Source organism: Opitutus sp. sgz309028 (genome assembly GCF_059821195.1).
Window position 1 is genome coordinate 469,489 of the sequence record NZ_JCAMRR010000004.1, and the last position, 22,907, is coordinate 492,395.

Sequence of the window (22,907 nt, forward strand, 5' to 3'; positions counted from 1 at the left end):
GCTCTTCAACCGCGCGCCTCGCGCTGCAGCGCCGCTACCAACTCGGCCGTGCCCTCCGCCATGCTGATGCGTGGCGCGTATCCAAGATCCTGACGCGCCGCGGCGAGGTCGAACCAGTGATCCCTCGCCAGCTCGGCCGCAACGAAGCGCGTCATCGGCGGCTCTCCTTTCAGCGGCAGCACGCGCCAGAGCGTTTCGCAGACGGCACCGAGCGCGGCCGCCGCGCGCAGCGAAATGCGTTTCTCCGCCGGCGGCTCGCCGAGCGCGCGCAGCAGGTCATTGATCCACTCCCACAAAACCACCGGCTCGCCATTCGTGATGAAATACGCGCGGCCCGCCGCGGCGGGTTTGGTGCCGTTGGCGGCTGCGGACCCGAGCGCCGCTTCAGCGAGCAAGTGCGCGTCGACGGCATTCTCGACGTGCACCATGTCGACGCGATTGCGGCCCGATCCCACGATCCGCAATCGACCGGCGCGCGCTCGCGCCAACACGCGCGGCACGAGGTGCGGATCGCCCACGCCCCAGATCAGGTGAGGGCGGAGCGCCACCGTGCGCAACGATGCAGAGTCCGCGGCGAGCAACTCGCGTTCCGCGATCGCTTTCGTCAGCGGATACGGACTCGGGCATCGCGTCGTGAGCGGAAGCGTTTCGTTCGCGCCGGCGAGATCGCGACCGTTGTAGACTACGCTCGGCGTCGACGTATAGACCAGCGCGCCGACTCCGTGCGCCTGACAGCCCTCCAGCAGCGCGCGCGTGCCAAGGACGTTGGTGCGAAAAAAATCCTCGTAGCGCCCCCAAACGCCAACGCGCGCCGCGACATGGAAAACCGTTCTCACACCGGCGCAGGCATCGCGCACCGCAGCGGCATCGTCGAGTGAGGCCTGCACGAATTGCACGCCGCGCGCCGCAAGGTCCGGGGCCGGCGTGCGACCGAGCACCGCGACCCGCCGGCCCTGCGCCAGCAGGCGCTCGACCAAGCGACGGCCGAGAAATCCGGTGCCGCCAGTGACAAGAGTGAGGGACGGGGTCACGAAACTCTGAAATACGAGAACGCGCGCGGAGAGAATCTCATTCGCGCATCGCGAGGACTACATGGTCTAGCGTTTCGGGTCCGATTGAAACCCCTTCGCCTTTTCTGCCCACCGCGCGAGCGTGAGCCGGTGGATCTTGGCGTTGTGGCGAACGTCGACCGGAAATTTCGGACAGAAATAGAAAAGCGAGATGCTAGCCGTGATCGCATGCTCGCGCGCCAGGAGACGCAGTTCGTGCGCGAGCGCGCGGCTTTGCGCCGAATTGGTCAAGGCGATCTCCACGACGATCGCCGGCCGTTGGCGACCGGGAACGCCCAAACCGATCAACGCGCACCGCTGCACCCGTGGATGCGTCCGGAAGATCTGCTCGCATGGTTCGGTGAACAGCACGCCCGTCGCGGTCTGCACCCGCTCGGCCTTGCGTCCACAAAACCAGATCCGGCCGTCCGCGTCGCGATAGCCGCAGTCGCCCAAACGATGCCAGACGCCGCCAGAGGCGACATCTTGAATTTTCGCCAGACGCGTCGCCTCCGGTGCGGCGTCGTAGGTTTTGGTGACGACGGGACCGCGAACGACGATCTCACCGAGCTCGCCCGGCGGCAGCTCGCGCGCTTCCGCCAGCGTCGCCACGGGCTCATCGGTGATCGCGACGATCTTCACCTCCATCTCCTTCACCGGCCGGCCGACGCACGCGCCGCGCCCCAGCGCAGGCGGCCCCGATGCAGTGTCATACATTATATGACACTGTTCGGAGGCGGAGATGGTGGAAACGGGGAGCGATTCGGTGGCGCCGTAGGGGCTGTGGAGTTCGCCGGCGGTGAGCCAGCGACGCGAGTCGGTCCACAAGGCCGACGGCACCGGCGCCCCCGCGCACAACACGCGCCGCAGCGTGGGGAGCGTAATGCCGTGTTCGATACAATGGGCGCCGATCTTCCGCCAGAGCGTCGGCGAACCGAAGGAATTCGTGATCTTTTCCTGGCGGATTGCCTGGACGATTTTCCCGGGATCCACCGCCGCCGGGCGCCGCGGATCGATCTCGGGGACGACGGTCGTCATTCCCAACGCGGGATTGAACAACGCGAAGATCGGGAGCATCGGCAGGTCGATTTCGCCGGGCTCGATCCCAAACGTCTCGCGGATCAGACGCACCTGCGCCTCGAACATGCCGTGTTCGTAACACACGCCCTTCGGCGCGCCGGTCGATCCTGACGTGAAAAGCACCGCGGCCAGGTCGGTGGCGGCACTCTTCGCGAGTTGCGCGCCGGAGGTCGCGCGCGGCGCTCCCGCGCGCGTGAGCCTCGCGGTGAGTGCAGGGCTGGCGGAAATGCGGACGTCGACGGTTTTGAACGGCCGGCGGAAGAAACGACTGACGAGTTGCGCGAGCGGAATGCCCACGAGTGCGCGCGGCCGGGAGCGGGCGACGCAAGCGAGGAAGTTTTTCAGCCCCATCCCGGGATCGATGATCACCGGGACGGCGCCGAGGCGGAACAGCGCGAAGGCCGATGCAATCAGCGGCAGCCCTTGGCGCACCATGACGAGCGTGCGATCGCCGCGTTGAACGCCCGCCCGACCGAGGCGATCCACCCATGCGGACACTTCCGCATCGAGCTCGGCGAAGCTCAGGGTAAGGTAATCGATGTCGCCGGCGCGGGTGCGGCCACGCGGGATCTTCAACGCCGGCTGCGACGGCTGACGCTCAGCCATCGAAGCGAGATGGCGGGCGATGTTGGCGTTCGCGGACACTTCGGTCAGGACTCGACGTCGCGTGGGCCGCGGCGTCCGACGGATTAGTCGCCCTTCAACGAAGGCTGATCCCGCAACAAGCCCGCTTGCCACGGCAGCAGCAGTTCGTCGATGCGGCGGGGCGAACGTGCGATCTGCGCGAGCTGGGCGCGATTCGCGATCAACGTGGGATCCAGCGCGAGTTTGGCGGCGATTTTGTCACGGTCGTCCTTGATGCGGTCCAGCCGCGCGACCTCCGCCTGGGTGAGCGCGACGTGATTGGGATCGCGACCGCGGCGACGGGGAAGGGTTTTCGGGTCGCGCGCGAGACCGGCACGGATCGCCGCGGCGAGGGACGTCGCGAGGCGGTCGTGACGACGTCCCAGGTGCACGGTCGCCATGATGGTGGCCTCGGACTCGCCGGTTTCAGCGGCGTTCGCGATTTTGAGCAGCAAATCGCTGCTGCAGACCTTGAAAGGCGGCACGTCGAGGCGTTGCGCGGTTTGTTCGCGCCAGTGCCAGACGGCATGGAGGACGCTGAGTCCGGCGCCGCGCAGACGCTCGCTGCGGCCGATACGCCAGTCGTTATCATCCGGCGGGGCAAAACCCGCGGCCCCCGATTCGATCTGCGCGAGGCATTGTTGGGAATGCCATTCCAAGCGACCGAGTTTGCGCAGCTCTTTCGTCAGGATATCGCGCAGAGCCGGCAAATAAAACACATCCAACGCCGCGTAATCCAACATCTTCTGCGTCAGCGGGCGCTTCGACCAATTCGCTTTCTGGGACTCCTTCGAAAGCTTCACGCCGAAATGGTCCTCCAACAACGCGGCCAAGCCGATGCGCGGGCGGTTGATCAATTGGGCCGCGAGCATCGTATCGAAAATGCTTTTTGGCCGAAACCGGCAAAGATCATGCAGCAGCCGCAGATCGAAATCGCTGCCATGCATGAGCAAGTGCTTTTCGGACAGCTGCTCCCACAGCGGATCGAGCTTCATCGCCGCCAGCGCGTCGACCAGGAAGATATCGTCGCCCACGAGGAACTGCAGCAGGCAGACCCGGGTGCGATAATGAAACATGTTGTCCGCTTCGGTATCGAGCGCCACCTCCTCGACGCGATCAAGGGCCTCGAGGAGCGGACTAAGCTGACCGGGCTGGTCAATAAGGGTATAAACAGGCGGACGTGAAATCACTTTGATACCGAGCAATCGGCGAACCGGTAGTGGTAGAAAACGTGAAATCATGCGGCGTTCCGAGTCATTTTTCCCACGCTGAGACGAATGCGTCGATCAGCAAGGGGAGATCAGGGCTATAGCCTCCTTCCAAGATGGCGGCGGCGGCAAGGCCGCTTTCGCGGACCCATTGACCCAAGGTGCGGAAGTCATCGGCCTCCAACGTCATAGACGTGATCGGGTCGCGCGCATAAGCGTCGAATCCGGCCGAGACCAACAGCAAGGTGGGCCGGAAAGCGACGAGCTGGTCGAGCGATTCGCGAAGGGCGGCCAGGTGTTCGGTGCGATCGGTGCGGGGCCGGATCGACCAGTTCAGGCAGTTGTCGAACATGCGGAGGCCGCTGCCGGGATATCCCGGAGATTGATGAATCGAAGCGAACAGGATGCCGGGCTGGCGGTGCAGGATCGCCTCCGTGCCGTTGCCGTGATGCGCATCGAAATCCCAGACGGCGACCCGAGGAGCGTGCAGCTTCTGCCGTGCGAACAACGCGGCGACGGCGATGTTGTTGAGATAACAAAACCCCATCGCTTGGTCGGCCGTGGCGTGATGACCCGGCGGCCGCATGAGCGAAAAGACCGGCTGGCGATCCATCAATGCGATCTCGGCCGCGCTGACGGCGGCGCCCGCGGCGCGACGCGCGTGGTCGTAGATGCCGTCGAAATACGGCGTGTCCTCGTCGAAGTCGCGCGGTTCGCGCAGCCGCGCCACGTGCTCCGGCGCGTGCGCCAGCAGCAACGTCTCGACCGGCGCCGGCGCGGGCACGCGCCAGATCCAGTCCGGATGCGCTGCCCGCAGGTGCTCGGCCGACTTGATGACGCGCGCCGGCTGCTCGGGACGCATCGAAGATCCGTAGCCGGCGCACTGCGGATCGTAAAGGATCAGCATGCCGGCGAGCATGGGCGAACCGGGACGGAAAAGCGCATCAATTTTCGCGCGCGACGCGATTTTCTGAGCGTGTGTTTTGCGGTCGGAGGTGGCTAATCGGAGCCATGAACGTCGTCGTGTTGTGCTCGGGCGGGATGGATTCGGTGACTGCGCTTTATTGGGCAGCGCGCGAGCACGTCGTCTCGGCGGTGGTCAGTTTCGACTACGGCGCGAAGCACAACCCTCGCGAACTGCCCTTCGCCGCCGAGCATGCGGCGCGGCTCGGCGTGCGCCACGAGACGATCGCGATGGAATTCGTCAACCGGCTGTTCGCGTCGGACTTGCTGCAGAGCGGCGGCGCGATTCCCGAGGGCCATTACGAGGCGGAAAACATGAAGCAAACGGTGGTGCCGTTCCGTAACGCCATCATGCTGTCGATCGCGTGCGGTTTCGCCGAAAGCGTCGAGGCGCAGGCCGTCGTCATCGCCGCACATGGCGGCGACCACGCGATTTATCCGGATTGCCGCGAGACGTTCATGCAAGCGATGGGCGAGGCGATGAAACAGGGCACCTATGCGGGCGTCGGACTGCTGCGGCCGTTCATCGCGTTGAACAAGGCGCAGATCGCCGGGGAGGGGGCGCGGCTGGGCGTGGACTTCGCGCGCACGTGGTCGTGCTACAAAGGCGGCGCGGTGCATTGCGGGAAATGCGGCACGTGCGTGGAGCGCCGGGAGGCGTTTCGCGACGCCGGACTGGCGGATCCGACGGTCTATGAAGCGACGCCGCCGCTGCCGGAGAAACCGGCAACCCTCTAGCTGCGAGTTGCGCCGCGGGGCCGGTTAACCCATCCGTGTTATCCGCCGTTCTCGCGGCTCGATCGATGCTCGTTTCCGAAATCTTTTATTCGTTGCAAGGCGAAGGCCTGCTGACCGGCGTGCCGTCGGTTTTCGTGCGCGCCAGCGGCTGCAATCTCCGCTGCAACTGGTGCGACACGCCGTATGCCTCGTGGAATCCCGAAGGCGAGATGCGCACGATTCCGCAGATCGTCGCTGCGATCGAGGAACACGCGGCGGCGCGGCACGTCGTGTTGACCGGCGGCGAGCCGATGATCGCGAAAGACATCCGGCTGCTCGCCGACGCCATCAAGCAACTCGGCCGACACATCACCATCGAGACGGCCGCCACCATCGCGCCCGGCGGCATCGCTTGCGACCTCGCGTCGCTCTCGCCGAAGCTGCTCAACTCGGCGCCGGACGACCGGCTCAGCGCCACGTGGCGCAAGAAACACGAAGCGCTCCGCTGGCAGCCAAACGTCGTGCGGGAGTGGATTGATGGATACAATTATCAGTTCAAATTCGTCGTGGCCCAGCCGGCCGACGTCGACGAGCTCGAAGGCATGCTGCGATCGCTCGGACGCGACATCCCCCGGCAGCGCGTCCTGTTGATGCCCGAAGGCACGACCCTGGAGGCGATTCGCGCGCGCGCGGGCTGGCTCGGGGAACTTTGCAAGGCCCGCGGCTATCGTTACGCGCATCGTCTGCACATCGAGTTGTATGGCAACCAACGCGGCACCTGATCCGCAGGACGCCGTTCCTCCGGCCGCAACGCCGGACCTCCTGACGCTGGCGGCGAGCGGCAACCGCACGCGCAAGCTGTCCGACGACCTCGGGCTCATCCTGCACGAGTTCGAAGTGGAAACCGTCACGCTACGCGAGGCGATGGCGGTGCTGAAGGGGCGCGGCTATGTGCTGCTCGTGATGCTCCTGGCGCTGCCGTTCTCGACCCCGATTCCGCTGCCGGGGCTGTCGACGCCTTTCGGTTTCATCATTGCCCTGATCGGCGTGCGACTCGCGCTGGGAAAGAAACCGTGGCTGCCGGCGAAACTCCTGGATACGCGGCTGCCGCCGAAGCTGTTCGCCAAGGTCTTCGCCGCCGCCCGCACCATCCTGCGCGGCTTCGAATATTTTCTGCGTCCGCGCCTGCTGTGGTTAACCCGTCCGGGACCGCTCGCCCAGGTGCATGCGATTCCCATCGTGCTGTGCGCGGTGCTGCTGTTGCTCCCGCTGCCCATTCCTTTCAGCAACCTGTTGCCGGCGTTCGCGATCCTGCTGCTTGCCGCGGGCCTGCTCGAAAACGACGGATTCTTCATTCTCGTCGGTTACGTAGCCGTGGTCCTCGCCCATGCTTATTTTGTGCTGGTGGGCGTCGTCGGCGCCGAAGGCATCGAAGCGATGTGGCGCTGGCTGCGGAATTGAGAGCCGCGCGGCCGCGCGAACTCCACGCCCTACTTGCGCCGCAAACGCGCCTGCAGGCGCTTCACCTCCGGGCTCACGGCACCGCAATCGGTGCCGCAACCCGGATTATTCCGTTTCGCCAGCGTGCGCTTGATCAGCCACGTCGCGGCCACGGCGACGACGACCAGCGCGGCAATGGTTTGAAAATCGGAGGACATTTCAGAGGAGAGCCAGGCACACGGAAGCCACGGAAGGACCGGAGTCAAAAACCGAGCGCGCGGCCGATTTGATAAACGAGGAAACACATGACCCAGGCCGTGCCGGTCATGTAGCCGATCTGGAACAGCGGCCAGCGCCAGGAATTCGTTTCCCGCCGCACGACCGCGACCGTGCTCACACACTGCATCGCGAACACGTAAAACACCATCAGCGTGAAACACACCAGCGGCGTGAAGAGCGGACGTCCGTCCGGCCAGCGCGCGGAGAGCATCGCCTGACGGAGCGGTGCGGTGTCCTCCTCCTCGGATTCCGCATTGAACACCACTCCCATCGTCGAGACGAACACCTCACGCGCCGCGAACGAGCTGATCAGGCCGATCCCGATCTGCCAGTCGAAGCCGAGCGGCTTGATGGCGGGCTCGAGCAGGTGCCCGGCGCGTCCCGCGAAACTCTGCGCCATCTGCTCGGTCGAGGTCGCTCCGTCGGGAGCTTTTGGATACGCGGCGAGAAACCACAGCACGATGCTGATGCCGAGGATCACCGTGCCGGCGCGACGCAGGAACACCCAACCGCGCTCCAGCATGTGCATAATCACATCCTTCACGCCGGGCAGACGATACGGCGGCAGCTCCATGATCATGAGCGGCGGCTCGCCTTTCAGCAGGGTGCGCTTGAACAACCACGCAAACGCAAACGCGCCGATCGTCCCGAGCGAATACATCAGGAGCATGATGCCGACCTTCGTCAGCAGCGGCACGCGATCGCCGGGCACGAGCGCCGCGATCATGAGCAGATAAACCGGAAGTCGCGCGGAGCAGCTCATCAGCGGCGCGACGAGAATCGTGACCAGACGGTCCTTATGATTCTCGATCGTGCGCGTCGCCATGATGCCCGGAATCGCGCAGGCATAGGAGCTGAGCAGCGGGATGAAGCTTTTACCGTTGAGGCCGACGCGGCTCATCAGGCGGTCCATGATGAACGCGGCCCGCGCCATGTAGCCGGTGCTTTCCAGCAGGCCGATGAAGAAAAACAAAATCAGGATCTGCGGAAGGAAGATGACGACCCCGCCGACGCCCGCGATCGCGCCGTCGGTGATGAGATCGCGCAGATCGCCGGGCGCCATCGACGCCTTCACCCAATCGGCGAGCGCCGCCATGTGCTCGTCGATGAAGTTCATCGGATACTCGGCGAACGTGAAAATGCTGAGGAAGAGCAGCGTCATGATCCCGCCCAGGATCAACCAGCCCCAGAACGGATGCGTCACGTAAGCGTCGATTTTGTCCGACGTGCTCGGCCCGATCTCGCCGGCGGCGATCACGACTTCGCGCGCGATTTCGCCGATCGCTTCGTAGCGGGAGTTCACCAGCGTGCCGGCCCAATCGGTGCCGTCAGCTTCCCAGCGTTTTTGCCAACCCTGCAGGATCTCGGTCGTGCGCGCGCTGAGCGGCGTCGAGCCGGCGACGCGCACGCTGTCCTGGTCGGTCAACAACAGGAGTGCCTCGGCGCGCGCGATGAGCGGCGACTTGTTGTCGTTGGTCGTGAGCGACGCCTGCAGTTCCGCGACGGCAGGTGCGATGGCGGCGGGAATATCCCAGGCGTGACGCGCGAGCGGCAGGTCCGGGCGGCTCATCGCGAGGCGCAGGTCGACGAGGCCCTTGCCGTTGACCGCTTCGCAGGGAATCACCGGCACGCCGAGTTCGTGTTCGAGACGCGCGACGCGGATGTTGAGCCCGGCCTTCACGGCGAGGTCCATCATGTTGAGGACAACGATGACCGGCCGCCCAAGATCGAGCAGCTGGTGGAGCAGATAAAGGTTTCGCTCCAAATTCGTCGCATCGATGATGCAGAGAATGCGATCGGGCTGCGTCGTGTCGGCTCGGCGACCGAGCAGGACGTCGCGGGTGACGGCTTCGTCGGGCGAGCGCGCCGCGAGCGAATACGTGCCCGGCAGATCGATCACGGTCATGGGCTGGCCGTGCTGCGAGTAAGTGGTGCCGACCTTCTTCTCGACGGTGACGCCCGGGTAGTTGCCGACCTTCTGTTTCAGGCCGGTGAGGGCGTTGAAAAGCGTGCTCTTGCCGCAATTCGGATTGCCGACCAGCGCGTAGGTGGGATTGCGCGACGCGCTGGTGGTCGGAGCAGAGGCGATGTGGGCGGGCAGCGGCATGATCGAAGGCGAAGGCTCGGGTAGGAACGGCCTTTCAGCGCGACGGCGCGGACAGAGCCGCGGCGGAGTGACGAAACGGGAGGGGGAACATGCGTGTGGTGGCGTTGAGGCGGGATGGCGGACGAGACCGCCCTACCCGCTCGGTTCGACCAGCACGTGATCGGCTTCGCTTTTGCGCAAGGTCAGGCTGTAGCCGCGCACCTTGATCTCGAGCGGGTCGCCCATCGGCGCGGTTCGCACCAGCGTGATCCGTGTGCCGGGGATCACACCCATCTCCCGGAGGCGCAGAAAAGCGGGACCGTTGCGGGGGAACTCCTTCACCACGGCGCTCGTGCCGATGGGAAGAGAGGAAAGGGATTGCGCCGCAGCCATGTCGCTCAAGGTCGCCGCGGCAGTTGCTCGACCAGAATGGCGCGGGCGGCGTCATGGCTGAGGGCGATGCGGTTGCCGTTGACCTGACAGAGGATCGTGGAGCTGCCGGAAATCTTGGTCACGCAGGCGGACTCCCCCAACCCCATCTCGCGGACGCGCTGGCAAAATTCGCCTTTTCCGGCCAGCTGGCGAACCAAGCCCATTGCTCCGGCCGGGAGCTGGCAGAGCGGCAAAAACGCGACGGAACTATGGACAGGCGGAGACACTGAAAGGATTGAGACTCGGTTTCAGTGGAGGTTTAAGAAGAAGGCCCAAGTCCGCAAGACGGACTTGAGCCTTTGAAAGAAGATTAGCGGACCTGTCGGCGGGCGTTACCGGGACTGTCAGCGTCGTCGGCGCGAGGAAGGCCTCAGTGCCGGCGACGCTTGACCGCGAGCTGGACACCCGAGAAGCGAACGAGCCCCTGGAGGCGCTCGAACTCGTTGGGATCGAGGTTCGCCGCCTCGCGGAGTTGGGCCTCGGCGCGCTGCAGGGCGGCCTCGACCGCTTTCTCGTCGATCTTTTCCTCGTTGATCGCACGTTCGGCGAGCACGCGAACGCGATCGCCTTCGACTTGGGCGAAACCGCCGCCGACCACCAGGAACTCGGTCTGGCCGTTTTTGGTGACGCGGAGCTCGCCGTCCTCGACCTGCGTGAGCAGCGGGATGTGACCGGGCAAGATGCCGACCTCACCTTCGACCGTCGGGATGACGACGGACTCGATGGTGTCGGAATAAACCCGGGCTTCGGGGGTGACGATTTCGAGAGTTAAGGGCATTGGCTGGGATCAACCACGAAACACACGAAAAACACGAAAGGAGAAATCCCTTTGGTTCGGTTTGGTGTGTTTCGTGTAGTTCGTGGTTCCTGAACTCAGGCTTTCTTCGCGGCGGCGAGGACTTCGTCGATGCCGCCCTTCATGTAGAAGTCGCCTTCCGCGACGTCGTCGAGCTGGCCGTCGAGGATCATCTTGAAACCGCGGACGGTTTCCTTGACCGCGACGTATTTGCCCGGCGTGCCGGTGAAGACTTCCGCAACCGAGAACGGCTGCGAGAGGAAGCGCTGGATCTTGCGCGCGCGGTAAACGGTCTGCTTGTCCTCGGGTGAGAGCTCGTCGAGACCGAGAATCGCGATGATGTCCTGCAGGTCCTTGTAGCGCTGCAGCACGCGCTGCACTTCGCGGGCCACCTGATAGTGCTCGTCGCCGACGACGTCCGGCGCGAGCGCCTTCGAGGTCGAGGCGAGCGGATCGACGGCCGGGTAAATGCCGAGCTCGGCGATCGACCGCTCCAACACGATCGTGGAGTCAAGGTGGGCGAAGGTATTCGCCGGCGCGGGGTCGGTGAGGTCGTCGGCGGGCACGTAGACGGCCTGCACGGACGTGATGGAGCCCTTCTTCGTCGAGGTGATGCGCTCCTGGAGGATGCCCATCTCGTTCGAGAGCGTCGGCTGATAACCGACGGCCGACGGCGAGCGTCCCAACAAAGCGGATACTTCGGAACCGGCCTGCGAGAAGCGGAAGATGTTGTCGATGAAGAGCAGCACGTCCTGGTTCTTCTCGTCGCGGAAATACTCGGTCATCGCGAGGGCCGAGAGCGCGACGCGCATGCGGGCGCCCGGCGGCTCGTTCATCTGGCCGTAGACCAGCGCGACCTTCGACTTCGAGAGGTCCTTCTGGTCGATGACGCCGGCCTCGGACATTTCGTGGTAAAGGTCGTTGCCCTCGCGCGAGCGCTCGCCGACGCCGGCGAACACGGAGTAACCGCCGTGCGCCTTGGCGACGTTGTTGATGAGCTCGAGGATGACGACGGTCTTGCCGACGCCCGCGCCGCCGAATGCGCCGGCCTTGCCGCCCTTGATGAACGGGCAGATCAGGTCGATGACCTTGATGCCGGTCTCGAGGATCTCCGCCTTGGTCTCCTGTTCGACGAGCGGCGGCGCCGCGCGGTGAATCGGATATTTCTTCTCGAACTTGACCGGGCCCTTGCCGTCCACCGTCGCACCGGTGACGTCGAAGATGCGGCCGAGCACGCCGTCGCCGACCGGCACCGAAATCGGGGCACCCGTATCCACGACAGTCATACCGCGAACGAGGCCTTCCGACGAGGACATCGCGATCGTGCGGGCGACGCCTTCGCCGAGGTGCTGTTCAACCTCGAGCGTGAGCACCTCTTTCCTGCCACCGGCGGTGAACTCGACCGTGAGCGCCTGGTAGATCGGCGGGATGGTGTTATCCGCGAACTGGACGTCAACGACCGGGCCGATGACTTGAACGATTTTGCCTGTGTTCATTATGGGAAGTGGCTGTAAATTTTTTTGGGAAAGGAGGCGGAGGGCTCAGGTGCTCGCGAACTGCGCGGCGGCGATCTCGAGGATTTCCTGCGTGATGCCGGCCTGGCGGGCCTTGTTGTATTCGAGCGTGAGGTCGCCGAGGAGCTTCGACGCGTTGTCCTTCGCGGTCTTCATGGCGACCATGCGCGCGCTGTGTTCGGACGCCTTGGCGTCGAGCACCTGCTGGTGGATTTCGCGATTGATATATAGCGGCAGCAGCGATTCGAGGACGGCGGCGGCGCTCGGCTCGAACAACATCTGGTTCGTCGTGGCCGGCGCGGCGGGCGTCGCGGCGTGATGACCGGCGTCGGAGCGCAGGTCGGCGACGACATCCTTGATGCTCGCGAGCGGCAGCAGCGGCAGCACGGTCGGGATCTGGACGAGGGTGTTCTTGAAACGGGGCCAGATGATCTCGACGGTGTCGACGACGCCCTCGAGATACTGCTTCACCATGAACTCCGCCACGGGTTTGACCTCGGCGAAAGTGACGCGATCGCTCACCTGGAAATCGGCGAGGAGATTGCGATGCGTGCGGGCGATGAACTGCGCGCCCTTGCGGCCGATGACCACGTAACGGACCGGCGTCTTGATATCGACGACGAGCTTGAAGAGGTTCGCATTGAGCGGACCGGCGAGGCCCTTGTCGGTCGTGATGAGCAGGACGCCGCGGGTCTTGACCTCGCGGCGGGCGAGGAATGGATGCTGCGCTTCCTCGACGCGATCGGCGAGCGCGGCGAGCATCTGGGCCATGAGGTCGGCGTAGGGACGGCCGGCGAGCGCCATCTGCTGGGCCTTCTTCATCTTCGAAGCGGCCACGAGCTCCATCGCCTTCGTGATCTGGCGGGTGTTTTTTACCGACTTGATGCGCCGGCGAATGTCTCTGGTCGATGCCACGGTGGTGAGTGATTCGTGCGTTGAAGCGGCCCGGCGAAGCGCCGGGCCCCTGCTCTATCAGCCGGCGTAACCGGCCTTCCACTCGTCGATCGCGGTGACGAGCTTGGCCTCGAGATCCTTGTCGAGCGCGGCCTTGGTGCGGATTTCCGTGAGGAGCGCATCCTTGCGCGTCGCGAAGAACTCCTTCAGCGAAGCGGCGGCGGCGACGACCTTCTTGGTGTCGATCGCGTCGAAGTAATTCCGCTGCATCGCGAAGAGCACCGCGACCTGGACTTCGATCGGGAGCGGGTTGAAGGCGGGCTGTTTGAAGAGCTCGACGATGCGGGCGCCGCGGTCGAGCTGCGCCTTCGTCTTGGCATCGAGGTCGGAACCGAACTGCGCGAACGCCGCGAGTTCGCGGAACTGCGCGAGCTCACCCTTGAGTTTGCCGCCGACCTGCTTCGTCGCCTTGATCTGCGCGGCGGAGCCGACGCGCGAGACGGAGAGACCGACCGACACTGCGGGGCGGATGCCCTGGTTGAAGAGGTCCGTTTCGAGGAAGATCTGACCGTCGGTGATCGAGATGACGTTCGTCGGGATGTAGGCGGACACGTCGCCGGCCAGCGTCTCAATGATCGGCAGCGCGGTGAGCGAGCCCTTGCCGTCGAGGCGGGCGGAGCGCTCGAGCAGGCGCGAGTGGAGATAGAACACGTCGCCCGGATACGCTTCGCGGCCGGACGGGCGCTTGAGGATCAGCGAAATCTGGCGGTAGGCGACGGCGTGCTTGGAGAGATCGTCATAGACGATCAGCGCGTCCATGCCGTTTTCCATGAACCACTCGCCCATCGCGGCGCCGGAATACGGCGCGAGGTATTGATTGGCGGGATTGTCGGCGGCCGAGGCGGCAACGATGATCGTGTACTCCAGCGCACCGGCGGCTTCGAGGGCGGAGATCGTGCGGACGATGTTGGAGTTCTTCTGGCCGACCGCGACGTAGATCGAATAGACGGGGCGGAACTTCGGATCGCCGGAAGCGAGGCCGACCTTGTTGATCTTCGCCTGGTTGATGATCGTGTCGATCGCGATGGTCGTCTTGCCGGTGCCACGGTCGCCGATGATCAGCTCGCGCTGACCGCGACCGATCGGGATCATGGAGTCGATCGCCATGATACCGGTGAAGAGCGGCTGGGAAACGGATTTGCGGACGATGATGCCGGGCGCGATCCGCTCGACCGGGAAATGCTCGGTGGCGGCGATCGGACCCTTGCCGTCGACCGGAGTGCCGAGAGCGTCGACCGTGCGGCCGAGCAGCGCCTTGCCGACGGGCACGGAGAGCAGGCGGCCGGTGGTGCGGACCTCGTCGCCCTCCTTCAGGTGCGAGATGTCGCCGAGGACGACGCAACCGACTTCGTCTTCTTCGAGATTGAGCGCGATGCCGATGACCCCGCCGGGGAACTCGACCATCTCGTTATACATCACGTCGGACAGGCCGTCGATTTTCGCGACGCCGTCGGCGACGGAGCGGATGTGGCCGGTGTTCTTCTTGACCGCTTTGCTGGAGAGCTTGGCGATCTGTTGTTCGATTTGTTCGAGGACGGTGCTCATCGCGAGATGGGGACGTTTTTTGAAAAAGGGATCGTGTAGTGGGTAAACTTATACATTCGCCGCGAGCGCGGAGAGCTGGCCGGCGATCGACGATTCGTAGACGTCGTCGCCGATGCGGACGCGCAGGCCGGCGAGCAGCGAGTCGTTCTGCCGCGGGACCGCGGTGACGCTGCGGCCGTATTTCTTCGAGAGCGCGGCGGCGATCGCGTCGATCGTCGCGGAATCAACCGGGCCGGCGTGTTCGACGACGGCGCGGCCGCGGGCGACCTCGGCTGCAACGAGCCGGTGGTAGGCCTTCAACACCGCCGTCGCGTGCGCGGGGCGGTGCTTCTCGATGTAGGCCAGGACGCCCGAGACGCGTTCGGCCGAGAGGGCGCCGTCGGCGAAGCTGAGCTTGTAGAACTGGCGGGCGAGTTCCTGGATTTGCTTGTGAGCGGAGGCCATTGCGCGGCGAAGCTTGAAACCGGAAGCGGGATCAGACGGAGGTGAGCTCGCGGCTCGCCGCGTCGTTGTAGGCCGCGCGATCGGTGTCGCTCAGCTTCTTGGCCAGCACGCGCTCGGTCGTGGCGACGACGAGGCGGGCGATTTCGGTGCGGGCGTCGGCGAGCATCTTCTTGTGCTCGAGCTCGATCGCCTGCTGGGCCTTGACCAGAACGTCGTTGGCCTTGGCGGTCGCCTCCTGCGTCTGTTTGTCGAGATACTCCTTCGCCGACTGGCGGGCTTCCTCGATCACGCGGGTGGCGTCCTGCTGCGCCTTCTTCACGATGGCGGCGCTCTCCTGCTGCGCCGCGGCCAGCTTGGCCTGCATCTCCTCGGCGTATTTCAGGCCGGATTGGATCCGCTGCTGGCGCTCGTCGAGGGTGGCCAGCACCGGCTTGAACGCGAACTTCCAGAGAACGAACGCGACGATCGAGAAGCTCAGCACCTGCGCGAGCAGATACGGAACGCTCACGCCGAAATCGTGCATGATCTGGGTGACCGGATTGGCGGAACCGCTGTGGGCGGCCGCCTCGGCCGCGTGATGGGTGGCCGCTTGCGCGATGACGAGCACGGAAGAGAGCATAGGGACGGGTGAGGAAAAGGGCTCGCGCCGACGCGGTGGGCGTCAGCGCGAGAAGGAATTACTTACCGAGGAACAGCGCGTAGAACGCCACGGCTTCCGCGAGCGCCATACCGATGATGGACTGCACGAGGATCTTGCCGGACGCGCCGGGATTGCGGCCGACGCCCTCGACGGCTTTGGCACCGACGAGACCGACACCGATGGCGGCCGCGAGGCAACCGAAGGCGCCCTGGATGCTGCCGGTCATTTCAGCGATAACTTGGATCATGTTGTGATATATGGGTTGGTTGGATTTCCGCCGTGCGCACGCGGGGCACGCTCCCGGCGGGAAAGGATCAGTGGGCGCCGCCCTCCGACGCACCGTGCGCCTCGTGATGGTCGTCGCCGTGATTGCAGATCAGGCCGATGTAAACGCTCACCAGCAGCGTGAACACCAGCGCCTGCACGAAGCCGATGAGCAGCTCGAGGAAGTAAAACGGCACCGGCAGGATCCACGGCGTGATCGCCGACATGGAGTGCAGGAGGTTTTCACCGCCGAAGACGTTGCCGAAAAGACGGAACGAGAGCGAAATCGGCCGGAAGAGAATCGAAATCACTTCGATCAGGCCGACGGCGAAGAAGACGAAGAACAGCGGATAGTAGATCGCGCCGGGCACCTCGGACTTGTCGGCCTTGTTGCCAAAGATGTCCTTGAAGACGAAGGATGGGCCCGCGTATCGGAGAATAAAATACGCCCACGCGATGAAGGCGACGATCGCCAGCGCGAAGGTGCCGTTCAGGTCGGCGTTGCCCGGGCGAATCAGTTCGCGCCAGCCGCCGGTCTCATGGTCGGCCACGAAGATCGTACCCACGCCGGGGATGAGGCCGCTCCAGTTCTGGATGAGAATATAAGTGAAGAGGCCAACGAGCAGCGGGAAGGTGTGCTTCGCGACCTTGGGGCCGACGATTGGAGCCGTCAGATCGAGGATGCCCTGCACGAGACTTTCCACGATCGCCTGGCCGCGGGTCGGCACCAGCTTCGGCTTCCGGATCGCCAGACGCACCACGAGAATCAGCACCAGGGCCACGACCCAGCTCGTGACCATGGAATTGGTGACCGGCAGCGGCCCGACCGTGAACAACGGTTCCGCGGCGGCCGAAAGCCCATGACCCGCTTCGGCGGCGAAAGCCGGCGTGCCGCCAAGAAGAATGCAGATGAAAGTGACGAGCTGGGTGACCCGGAGCATGCGCAGAATGCAGGTGTGGAACGAATGGAAAGAAAATACAAAGGCGCCCGCCCCACCCTCCGTCAACTCCCGAAATGAGGGGGAGCACACCGACTTAACGAACCTGCCGGCGGACGGTCCGACCCGACCTACCGCACCCGCGCCAGCAGCGACTGATAGGCCGGCGCCCGGCGCTGGAAAACGGTTTGATACTCGAATGGCCACAGCTCGTCGCAAATTTGCCAGCGGTCATGCCGGTCCACCACGCGCGCCGCGTCCTCGAAGTAAGGAGCGTAGTCGGTTCGGAAGCAGAGCCGGCAGTCCCGCGCCGCGCGGCCGGCGACCGCATCGAGAAAGTCCGCGCGCAGGATCCGGTGCTTGCGATGCCTCAGCTTCGGCCAGGGATCGGGAAACAATATGAACACGTCGCGCAGCCCCACGCCGATCGGGAGGGTTTCCAGGAACAGGCGGGCCTCCGCTTGCAGGAAATGGAGATTAGGCAGCCGAGCGCGGTCCCGCTTCCGCGTCGCGCGTTCGATCCGATCCGACGCAATGTCGATTCCGATACAAACCGCCTCCGGATGTGCTTGGGCGTAAGCGGTGAGGAAATGCCCATGCCCGCACCCCACCTCCCAAACAAACCGATCGGTGCGGTCGCGCAAGATCGCTCCCAGCTCCGCGCGCAAGGCGCCGCGGCGTTCCGCCAGCAGCGCTTGATGCGCAGGCGTGCTGAACGGGACGAGCACGGGACCCTTAGGTTCAGGCTGCATCGGAGGAACCGGTCTCATATCGCGATTCGATAAATATCATTAAGACGCTGATATCTGCTGGGTTAACACCACTTATCCGACTCGCCTGCCCCAACGTCGCCGGCCGAATCTGCTCCAGCTTCACCGCACTCTCCCGGCGAAGCCCCGAGACTTTCGAGTAGTCGAACGCCTCCGGGATACGCACCCGCTCGACGTAGCTTAGTTTTTCGATCTGCCGGCGCTCCCGGTCCAAATACCCTTGGTAGGCAATACGATACAGGACTTCATCGCGAATTTCCTTCGATTGCAGCCGAAACTCCGCGGGAAAGCCGATCTCGGTTTCGCGACGACGGATCCGCTCGGCCCACGTCCCTCCCCCCGCCTGCTCCCGCTCGAGCCGCCGCACCCAGCCTTCGATCTGGTCGCGCTTCTGCTCCATGCGCGCCAGCCGCTCTGGCGGCACCAATCCGTAGCGTTTCACGTGGTGCAGCATCCGGAGCTCCGCACTCCCGTGATTGAACATCAGACGGTGCTCGGCGCGGCTGGTGAACATCCGGTAGGGCTCGTTGGTGCCCTTGGTCACGAGATCGTCGATCAGCACGCCCGTATAACCCTCATGACGCCGGATGATCATTGGCTCCTCGCCCCGCACGTGCAGCACTGCGTTCACACCGGCGACCAAACCCTGACACGCCGCCTCCTCGTAGCCCGAAGTGCCGTTGATCTGCCCCGCTAGAAACAGGCCTGAAACCTTCTTGGATTCCAAGGACAGCTTGAGCTGCGTAGGCGGCGCGAAGTCATATTCCACGGCGTAAGCCGGTCGGAGCAGCGTCGCGTTTTCCAGTCCGGGAACGCTGTGCACAAGGTCCAGTTGAACGTCGAATGGCAGACTTGTTGACAAGCCATTCACATAAAATTCGTTCGTCGCCCTACCCTCCGGTTCGAGAAAAAGGAGATGCCGGGGCTTGTCGGAGAAGCGAACAAATTTGTCCTCAATACTTGGGCAATACCTTGGACCGACGCCTTCTATGTGTCCCCCGTAGAGCGCAGACTTCTGGAGGTTGTCGCGCACGATCCCCGCCGACTCGTCCGTCGTGTAGGTCATCCAGCAGGAAACTTGTTCACAACCCGGCTGCCAACCCATGCGGGTCTCTCCCGTGTGTTCCACGTGGAACAATTCTCCCTCCCCGCGGGTATCGTGAAACGCGAACAGCGTCGGATTCTCGTCGCCTTTCTGTTCGGTCATCTTGCTGAAATCGAGGCTCCGCCCCAGCAAACGAGGAGGCGTCCCCGTCTTCAATCGCCGCAGTTCAATACCTGCTTCGAGCAGGCTCGCCGACAGCGTCTTGGCGCTGAAGTCGCCCAATCTCCCGCCTTCGTTTCGGTTCTGGCCAATATGCATCAGGCCTCGCAGAAACGTTCCGGTCGTCACGATCACCGCGCGCGCCTTGAAGTCGATGTCCAGATTCGTCCGGCATCCCGTCACTCGTCCGTGCTCAAAATTGAGCCCAGTTACGGTCGCCTGAAAGATCTGGAGGTTTGGCTGCAACTCCAACGTGTGCTTCAGCCGATATTGATAGGCTTTTTTGTCACATTGAGCGCGCGGCGACTGAACGGCGGGCCCCTTGGACTCATTCAACAGCCGGAACTGAATTCCCGTTACATCCGTGTTGATGGCCATCTCGCCACCCAGCGCATCGATTTCCCGGACCAATTGCCCTTTGGCCTGGCCTCCGATGGCGGGATTGCAGCTCATCTGAGCAATGGTGTCGATATTGCCCGTGAGAAGCAGGGTGGAGGCCCCCATGCGCGCCGCCGCCAGGGCCGCTTCCACACCCGCGTGGCCCGCACCGCACACGATTACATCAAACGGCTTTTCAGAATATGTCACAGGAGAGAGGGGACTATTTCCCAATACAAAAGCTAGCGAACAATGCGTCCAGCATGCGTTCATTATCCACGCGACCGGCTATCTCTTCCCATGCGCGCAACGCCGTCCGCAGGTCGCTCGCGAGCAGTTCCGCCGCTTCACCGTGCTCCAGCTTCGCCAGGGCGGCAACGATCGCATCCATCACCGTCGTGAGCGCGGCCGCGTGTCGGGCGTTGATGGCGACCTGATCTTCGCCGACTTCAACCTGAAACCGGTCTGCCAGCGCCGCAATCCGCTCGCAAAGGACGTCGATCCCTTCACCGGTTTTCGCTGAGATGCGGACCGATGGGTAGGGGAGAGCGCCGCCGGCGACTTCGCCCCCCAGATCACATTTGTTTAAAATCAGAATCGTATTCTCCGCGTTTGCAATATGCTCAATATCAGATGGAAGCGACGGTGTCGGACCGGTTTGATCCACCACCCAAAGAAACAGATCAGCCTCCTCCAGGCGCTCCCGGGTCTTTTCGATCCCGAGCCGTTCCAACGGGCCAGGGGAGGGATTAAGCCCAGCGGTGTCGATCAAGCGCAGGTAATGACTCCCGAGCGCAATCGGCTCTTCGAGATAATCGCGGGTCGTGCCAGGCTCCGAACTCACCAGGGCTCGCTCGCGCCCGACCAAACGGTTCAGCAGGCTGCTTTTTCCGACATTGGGTTCTCCAACAATGACGGTCTTGATACCGTCGCGCAGAATTTCACCGTAGTGACTGGTAGCCAACAGATTCGATGCCATGCCGCGCACGCGCTGCAGCCCCGCGGTCACCAGATTAACATCTTCCGCCGGCAGGTCTTCCTCCGGGAAATCGATATAGGCTTCCACGCGGGCTATCACGCCCAGCAGCTCTTCCACCGCCGCTTCGGCGCGCCGCCGCAACGCGCCACGAAGCTGGCGATGGGCCGACGCGAGCGCCCGCTCGCTGCGCGCATGGATCAGGTCCATCACGGCCTCGGCCTGGCTGAGGTCCATGCGCCCATTCAAAAACGCCCGCTGCGTGAACTCGCCCGGTTCCGCTGCCCGACAACCGCGCCGCAGCAGATCCTCGAGGATCTTTTGCGCAATGAAGGGGTTGCCGTGGCAGGAAATCTCAAGGGTGTCCTCGCCCGTGTAGGAGCGCGGGCCCGGCATGAACACGAACAGTGTGTCGTCGAGCGTCCGGCCCGCCGTGTCGCGGTAGTCGCCATGACGCGCGAGGCGGGGCGGGGGAGTCGCGCCGAAAATCGCCGCCGCGAGCCGTTGTGTATCCGGGCCGCTAATACGCAGCAACGCGATCGCCGAGGTGCCCATCGGCGTCGCGAGCGCGGCAATCGTGTCCGTGAAACGCGGCATAAACCTCCCACCATAGCGGACCGCCGCCGAAGGCAAAGCGTTTTGCATGCCCCGGCCGCCAATCGCCGCGCACCTTTCGCCAAGAGTCACGCAGACCCCGCGCCAGCCCCTCCCGCATCATCGCGCATGGCCGATCCGGATCCTTTCCAGCTGTTCGACGCGTGGTTTGCGATCGCGAAGGAGAACGAAGGCAACGATCCCACCGCCTGCGCCCTCGCGACGGCGTCCGCATCGGGCCAGCCCAGCGTGCGCATGGTGTTGCTGAAGGCCTTCGATGCGCGGGGCTTCGTCTTCTACACCAATCTCGAAAGCCCCAAGGCCCGTGACCTGCAGGCAAACCCGCGCGCCGCGCTTTGCTTTCATTGGGCGAAACTCGCCCGCCAGGTCCGGATCGAGGGCACCGTGCAGCCGGTTTCGCCGGACGAAGCCGACGCCTACTTCGCCACACGACCGCGGCTGAGCCAGCTCGGCGCCTGGGCCTCGCACCAGTCGCAACCGATGCCTTCACGTTTCACACTCGAGCAGGCCGTCGCGGCCGCCGCGCTGCGTTTTCCGCTCGGCAACGTGCCACGCCCGCCGCACTGGTCCGGCTTCCGTCTCCGACCGGACGCGATCGAGTTCTGGATCCAGCGACCGTTCCGCCATCACGAACGGCGGATTTTTCGCCGCGAAAACGACCGCTGGTCGCACACCTGGCTGTTTCCTTAATCGATCGCCTGCTCGCGCACCCGCACGCCGTCGCGCACCCGGTCGCCCGGATAAACGATCACGCGATCGCCCTCCTTCAGTCCGCCGGTCACCTCGGTGAAAAATCCGTTCGTGCGGCCCACGCGCACCGACACAAGCTCCGCGCGGCCGCCGCGCAGGACAAACGTCTGCCACTCTTCGCCGCGCTGGAAAAATGCTCCGGCCGGTGCCCGCAGCACGTCGCGCCCCTCCCACACCACGATGCGTCCTTCGATCCGATAGCTGTCGCCGAGCGTCGGCCGCTTTTCGATCGGGTCCACGAAATCCGCGATGACATAAACCCGCTGCTCCTCGACGCCGAGCGCCGAGATCTTCGTGAACGCCGACGGCTCCACCAGCCGCACCCGCGCCTGCAACGGTTCCGCGCCGCCCCATTGCTCCACGAACACGCGCGCGCCCGGACGAATCGCGACGCCGTCGCGCGAGAGCACTTCGATGCGCAGCTCCAGATCCGTCGCGTCGCCGACCTCCATCAGCGGAAAACCCGCCGGCACGACCCGCCCGCTTTCCTGCAACACCCGCAGGATGCGTCCGTCCACCGGCGAGGTCACGACCAGTGGTTCCTCCGACGTTCCCGTCTGGCCGCGGGACAGCAGCGCACGCGCCTGCTGTAGTTCGTATTCGGATACCTGCGCCGCGAAACGCGCCGAGCGCTCGTCCTGCTGCGCGACGATCGCGCGCATCTCCGCCGCGTCGAATTCCTGCATCGAGATCGCCTGCTCGTCATGCAGCCGGCGCAATCGTTCGAAATCCGCCGTCGCCAGCCGCGCCGCCGCCGCGCTGCGATCGAACTGGGCCTGCGCCGCCGCACGCGCCGCTTCGGCCGCCTTCACGCGCGCCTCCGCCTGCGCGAGTCCGCGCGCGTCGAGGAAATCCGCGCCGCTCGACTCGAGCACCGCGAGCGGTGTCTTTCCCGCCTCGACGATCGCGCCCGCCTTCCAGTCGATGCGCTGCAGCTGGCCCGCCACCGGGCTCGAGATCACGTAACGGTGTTTCACGCGCGTCATGCCTTCCTCGTTGACGGTGACGAGCACGTCGCCGCGAGCGACCGTCGCCACTTCGACCGGCACCGGCTTCGGCCACAGGCCCGCGATCACCAGCGCGAGCAATCCCGCGCCCGCAAGCCACGGCAGCAGTCGGTGGCGCGGATGCCGGTTCGCGGCGGGGGAGGGCGAGGACGTGGTGGGCTTCATGCAAAGAGA

Annotated in this window: 24 protein-coding genes; 4 read left to right on the top strand and 20 right to left on the bottom strand. The window is 64.5% G+C overall.

The features are described from left to right. Positions 1-5: 5 nt before the first annotated feature. The 4 genes from AC6RV7_RS17695 to AC6RV7_RS17710 form a co-directional block, all read right to left on the bottom strand. The gene (locus AC6RV7_RS17695) at positions 6-1,031 is read right to left on the bottom strand and encodes an NAD-dependent epimerase/dehydratase family protein (protein WP_500095366.1); all 1,026 of its coding nucleotides are present in this window, start codon (positions 1,029-1,031) and stop codon (positions 6-8) included. Between the two features lie 66 nt (positions 1,032-1,097). After that, a complete protein-coding gene (locus tag AC6RV7_RS17700; RefSeq protein WP_500095367.1) occupies positions 1,098-2,774 on the bottom strand; it encodes a fatty acid CoA ligase family protein in 1,677 nt (558 codons plus the stop codon). A 44-nt stretch (positions 2,775-2,818) separates the two neighbouring features. Next, positions 2,819-3,994 carry a ribonuclease D gene (locus AC6RV7_RS17705; RefSeq protein WP_500095368.1) on the bottom strand — a complete coding sequence of 392 codons (1,176 nt, stop codon included), beginning with the start codon at positions 3,992-3,994 and terminating at the stop codon, positions 2,819-2,821. A gap of 13 nt (positions 3,995-4,007) precedes the next feature. Next, on the bottom strand, positions 4,008-4,880 hold the full coding sequence (locus AC6RV7_RS17710) for a histone deacetylase family protein (RefSeq protein WP_500095369.1): 873 nt from the start codon (positions 4,878-4,880) through the stop codon (positions 4,008-4,010). 92 nt (positions 4,881-4,972) lie between these two features. Here AC6RV7_RS17710 and queC point away from each other — a divergent pair, with 92 nt between their 5' ends. From queC to AC6RV7_RS17725, 3 genes are all read left to right on the top strand, one after another. Continuing rightward, positions 4,973-5,662, top strand: coding sequence for a 7-cyano-7-deazaguanine synthase QueC (gene queC / locus AC6RV7_RS17715; RefSeq protein ID WP_500095370.1), 690 nt, complete (start codon positions 4,973-4,975; stop codon positions 5,660-5,662). A 65-nt stretch (positions 5,663-5,727) separates the two neighbouring features. Beyond that, positions 5,728-6,423, top strand: coding sequence for a 7-carboxy-7-deazaguanine synthase QueE (locus AC6RV7_RS17720; RefSeq protein WP_500095372.1), 696 nt, complete (start codon positions 5,728-5,730; stop codon positions 6,421-6,423). Then, a complete protein-coding gene (locus AC6RV7_RS17725) occupies positions 6,401-7,102 on the top strand; it encodes an exopolysaccharide biosynthesis protein (protein ID WP_500095374.1) in 702 nt (233 codons plus the stop codon). Before AC6RV7_RS17720 ends, AC6RV7_RS17725 begins: the two co-directional genes overlap by 23 nt. Before the next feature lie 29 nt (positions 7,103-7,131). Here the strand turns inward: AC6RV7_RS17725 and AC6RV7_RS17730 are convergent, their stop codons facing one another. The 15 genes from AC6RV7_RS17730 to mnmE form a co-directional block, all read right to left on the bottom strand. Continuing rightward, positions 7,132-7,299: a hypothetical protein gene (locus AC6RV7_RS17730; RefSeq protein ID WP_500095376.1), complete on the bottom strand. Its 168-nt coding sequence runs from the start codon at positions 7,297-7,299 to the stop codon at positions 7,132-7,134. Positions 7,300-7,343: 44 nt separating this feature from the next. Further along, entirely contained in the window at positions 7,344-9,467 is a 2,124-nt protein-coding gene (gene feoB / locus AC6RV7_RS17735) for a ferrous iron transport protein B (RefSeq protein WP_500095378.1), read from the bottom strand. A 132-nt stretch (positions 9,468-9,599) separates the two neighbouring features. Next, entirely contained in the window at positions 9,600-9,839 is a 240-nt protein-coding gene (locus AC6RV7_RS17740) for a FeoA family protein (protein WP_500095660.1), read from the bottom strand. A gap of 5 nt (positions 9,840-9,844) precedes the next feature. Next, on the bottom strand, positions 9,845-10,105 hold the full coding sequence (locus AC6RV7_RS17745) for a FeoA family protein (RefSeq protein WP_500095379.1): 261 nt from the start codon (positions 10,103-10,105) through the stop codon (positions 9,845-9,847). Positions 10,106-10,248: 143 nt separating this feature from the next. After that, positions 10,249-10,656: an ATP synthase F1 subunit epsilon gene (gene atpC / locus AC6RV7_RS17750; RefSeq protein WP_500095381.1), complete on the bottom strand. Its 408-nt coding sequence runs from the start codon at positions 10,654-10,656 to the stop codon at positions 10,249-10,251. A gap of 95 nt (positions 10,657-10,751) precedes the next feature. Beyond that, the gene (gene atpD / locus AC6RV7_RS17755; protein WP_500095383.1) at positions 10,752-12,170 is read right to left on the bottom strand and encodes a F0F1 ATP synthase subunit beta; all 1,419 of its coding nucleotides are present in this window, start codon (positions 12,168-12,170) and stop codon (positions 10,752-10,754) included. Between the two features lie 45 nt (positions 12,171-12,215). Further along, entirely contained in the window at positions 12,216-13,103 is an 888-nt protein-coding gene (atpG, locus tag AC6RV7_RS17760) for an ATP synthase F1 subunit gamma (RefSeq protein ID WP_500095385.1), read from the bottom strand. Positions 13,104-13,160: 57 nt separating this feature from the next. Continuing rightward, the gene (gene atpA / locus AC6RV7_RS17765; RefSeq protein ID WP_500095387.1) at positions 13,161-14,687 is read right to left on the bottom strand and encodes a F0F1 ATP synthase subunit alpha; all 1,527 of its coding nucleotides are present in this window, start codon (positions 14,685-14,687) and stop codon (positions 13,161-13,163) included. Positions 14,688-14,735: 48 nt separating this feature from the next. After that, positions 14,736-15,131 (bottom strand): F0F1 ATP synthase subunit delta, encoded by a 396-nt coding sequence (locus tag AC6RV7_RS17770; protein ID WP_500095389.1) that lies wholly within the window; start codon positions 15,129-15,131, stop codon positions 14,736-14,738. A 31-nt stretch (positions 15,132-15,162) separates the two neighbouring features. Further along, positions 15,163-15,750, bottom strand: a complete 588-nt coding sequence (gene atpF, locus AC6RV7_RS17775) for a F0F1 ATP synthase subunit B (RefSeq protein WP_500095391.1) — start codon at positions 15,748-15,750, stop codon at positions 15,163-15,165. Between the two features lie 58 nt (positions 15,751-15,808). Next, positions 15,809-16,018, bottom strand: coding sequence for an ATP synthase F0 subunit C (atpE, locus tag AC6RV7_RS17780; protein WP_500095393.1), 210 nt, complete (start codon positions 16,016-16,018; stop codon positions 15,809-15,811). A 67-nt stretch (positions 16,019-16,085) separates the two neighbouring features. After that, entirely contained in the window at positions 16,086-16,976 is an 891-nt protein-coding gene (locus tag AC6RV7_RS17785; RefSeq protein WP_500095395.1) for a F0F1 ATP synthase subunit A, read from the bottom strand. Positions 16,977-17,104: 128 nt separating this feature from the next. Then, positions 17,105-17,725 (bottom strand): tRNA (guanine(46)-N(7))-methyltransferase TrmB, encoded by a 621-nt coding sequence (gene trmB / locus AC6RV7_RS17790; protein ID WP_500095398.1) that lies wholly within the window; start codon positions 17,723-17,725, stop codon positions 17,105-17,107. Continuing rightward, positions 17,715-19,595, bottom strand: coding sequence for a tRNA uridine-5-carboxymethylaminomethyl(34) synthesis enzyme MnmG (gene mnmG, locus AC6RV7_RS17795; RefSeq protein WP_500095401.1), 1,881 nt, complete (start codon positions 19,593-19,595; stop codon positions 17,715-17,717). The genes trmB and mnmG overlap by 11 nt, the downstream gene beginning before the upstream one ends. Before the next feature lie 13 nt (positions 19,596-19,608). After that, complete coding sequence (gene mnmE / locus AC6RV7_RS17800; protein WP_500095404.1) at positions 19,609-21,006, bottom strand: tRNA uridine-5-carboxymethylaminomethyl(34) synthesis GTPase MnmE; 1,398 nt, start codon at positions 21,004-21,006, stop codon at positions 19,609-19,611. A gap of 78 nt (positions 21,007-21,084) precedes the next feature. Here mnmE and pdxH point away from each other — a divergent pair, with 78 nt between their 5' ends. Beyond that, positions 21,085-21,666 carry a pyridoxamine 5'-phosphate oxidase gene (gene pdxH / locus AC6RV7_RS17805; protein WP_500095406.1) on the top strand — a complete coding sequence of 194 codons (582 nt, stop codon included), beginning with the start codon at positions 21,085-21,087 and terminating at the stop codon, positions 21,664-21,666. On the opposite strand, the gene AC6RV7_RS17810 is transcribed toward pdxH, so the two are convergent. Further along, positions 21,663-22,898, bottom strand: a complete 1,236-nt coding sequence (locus AC6RV7_RS17810; protein ID WP_500095407.1) for an efflux RND transporter periplasmic adaptor subunit — start codon at positions 22,896-22,898, stop codon at positions 21,663-21,665. The two genes, pdxH and AC6RV7_RS17810, sit on opposite strands and share 4 nt — an antisense overlap. Positions 22,899-22,907 lie beyond the last annotated feature (9 nt).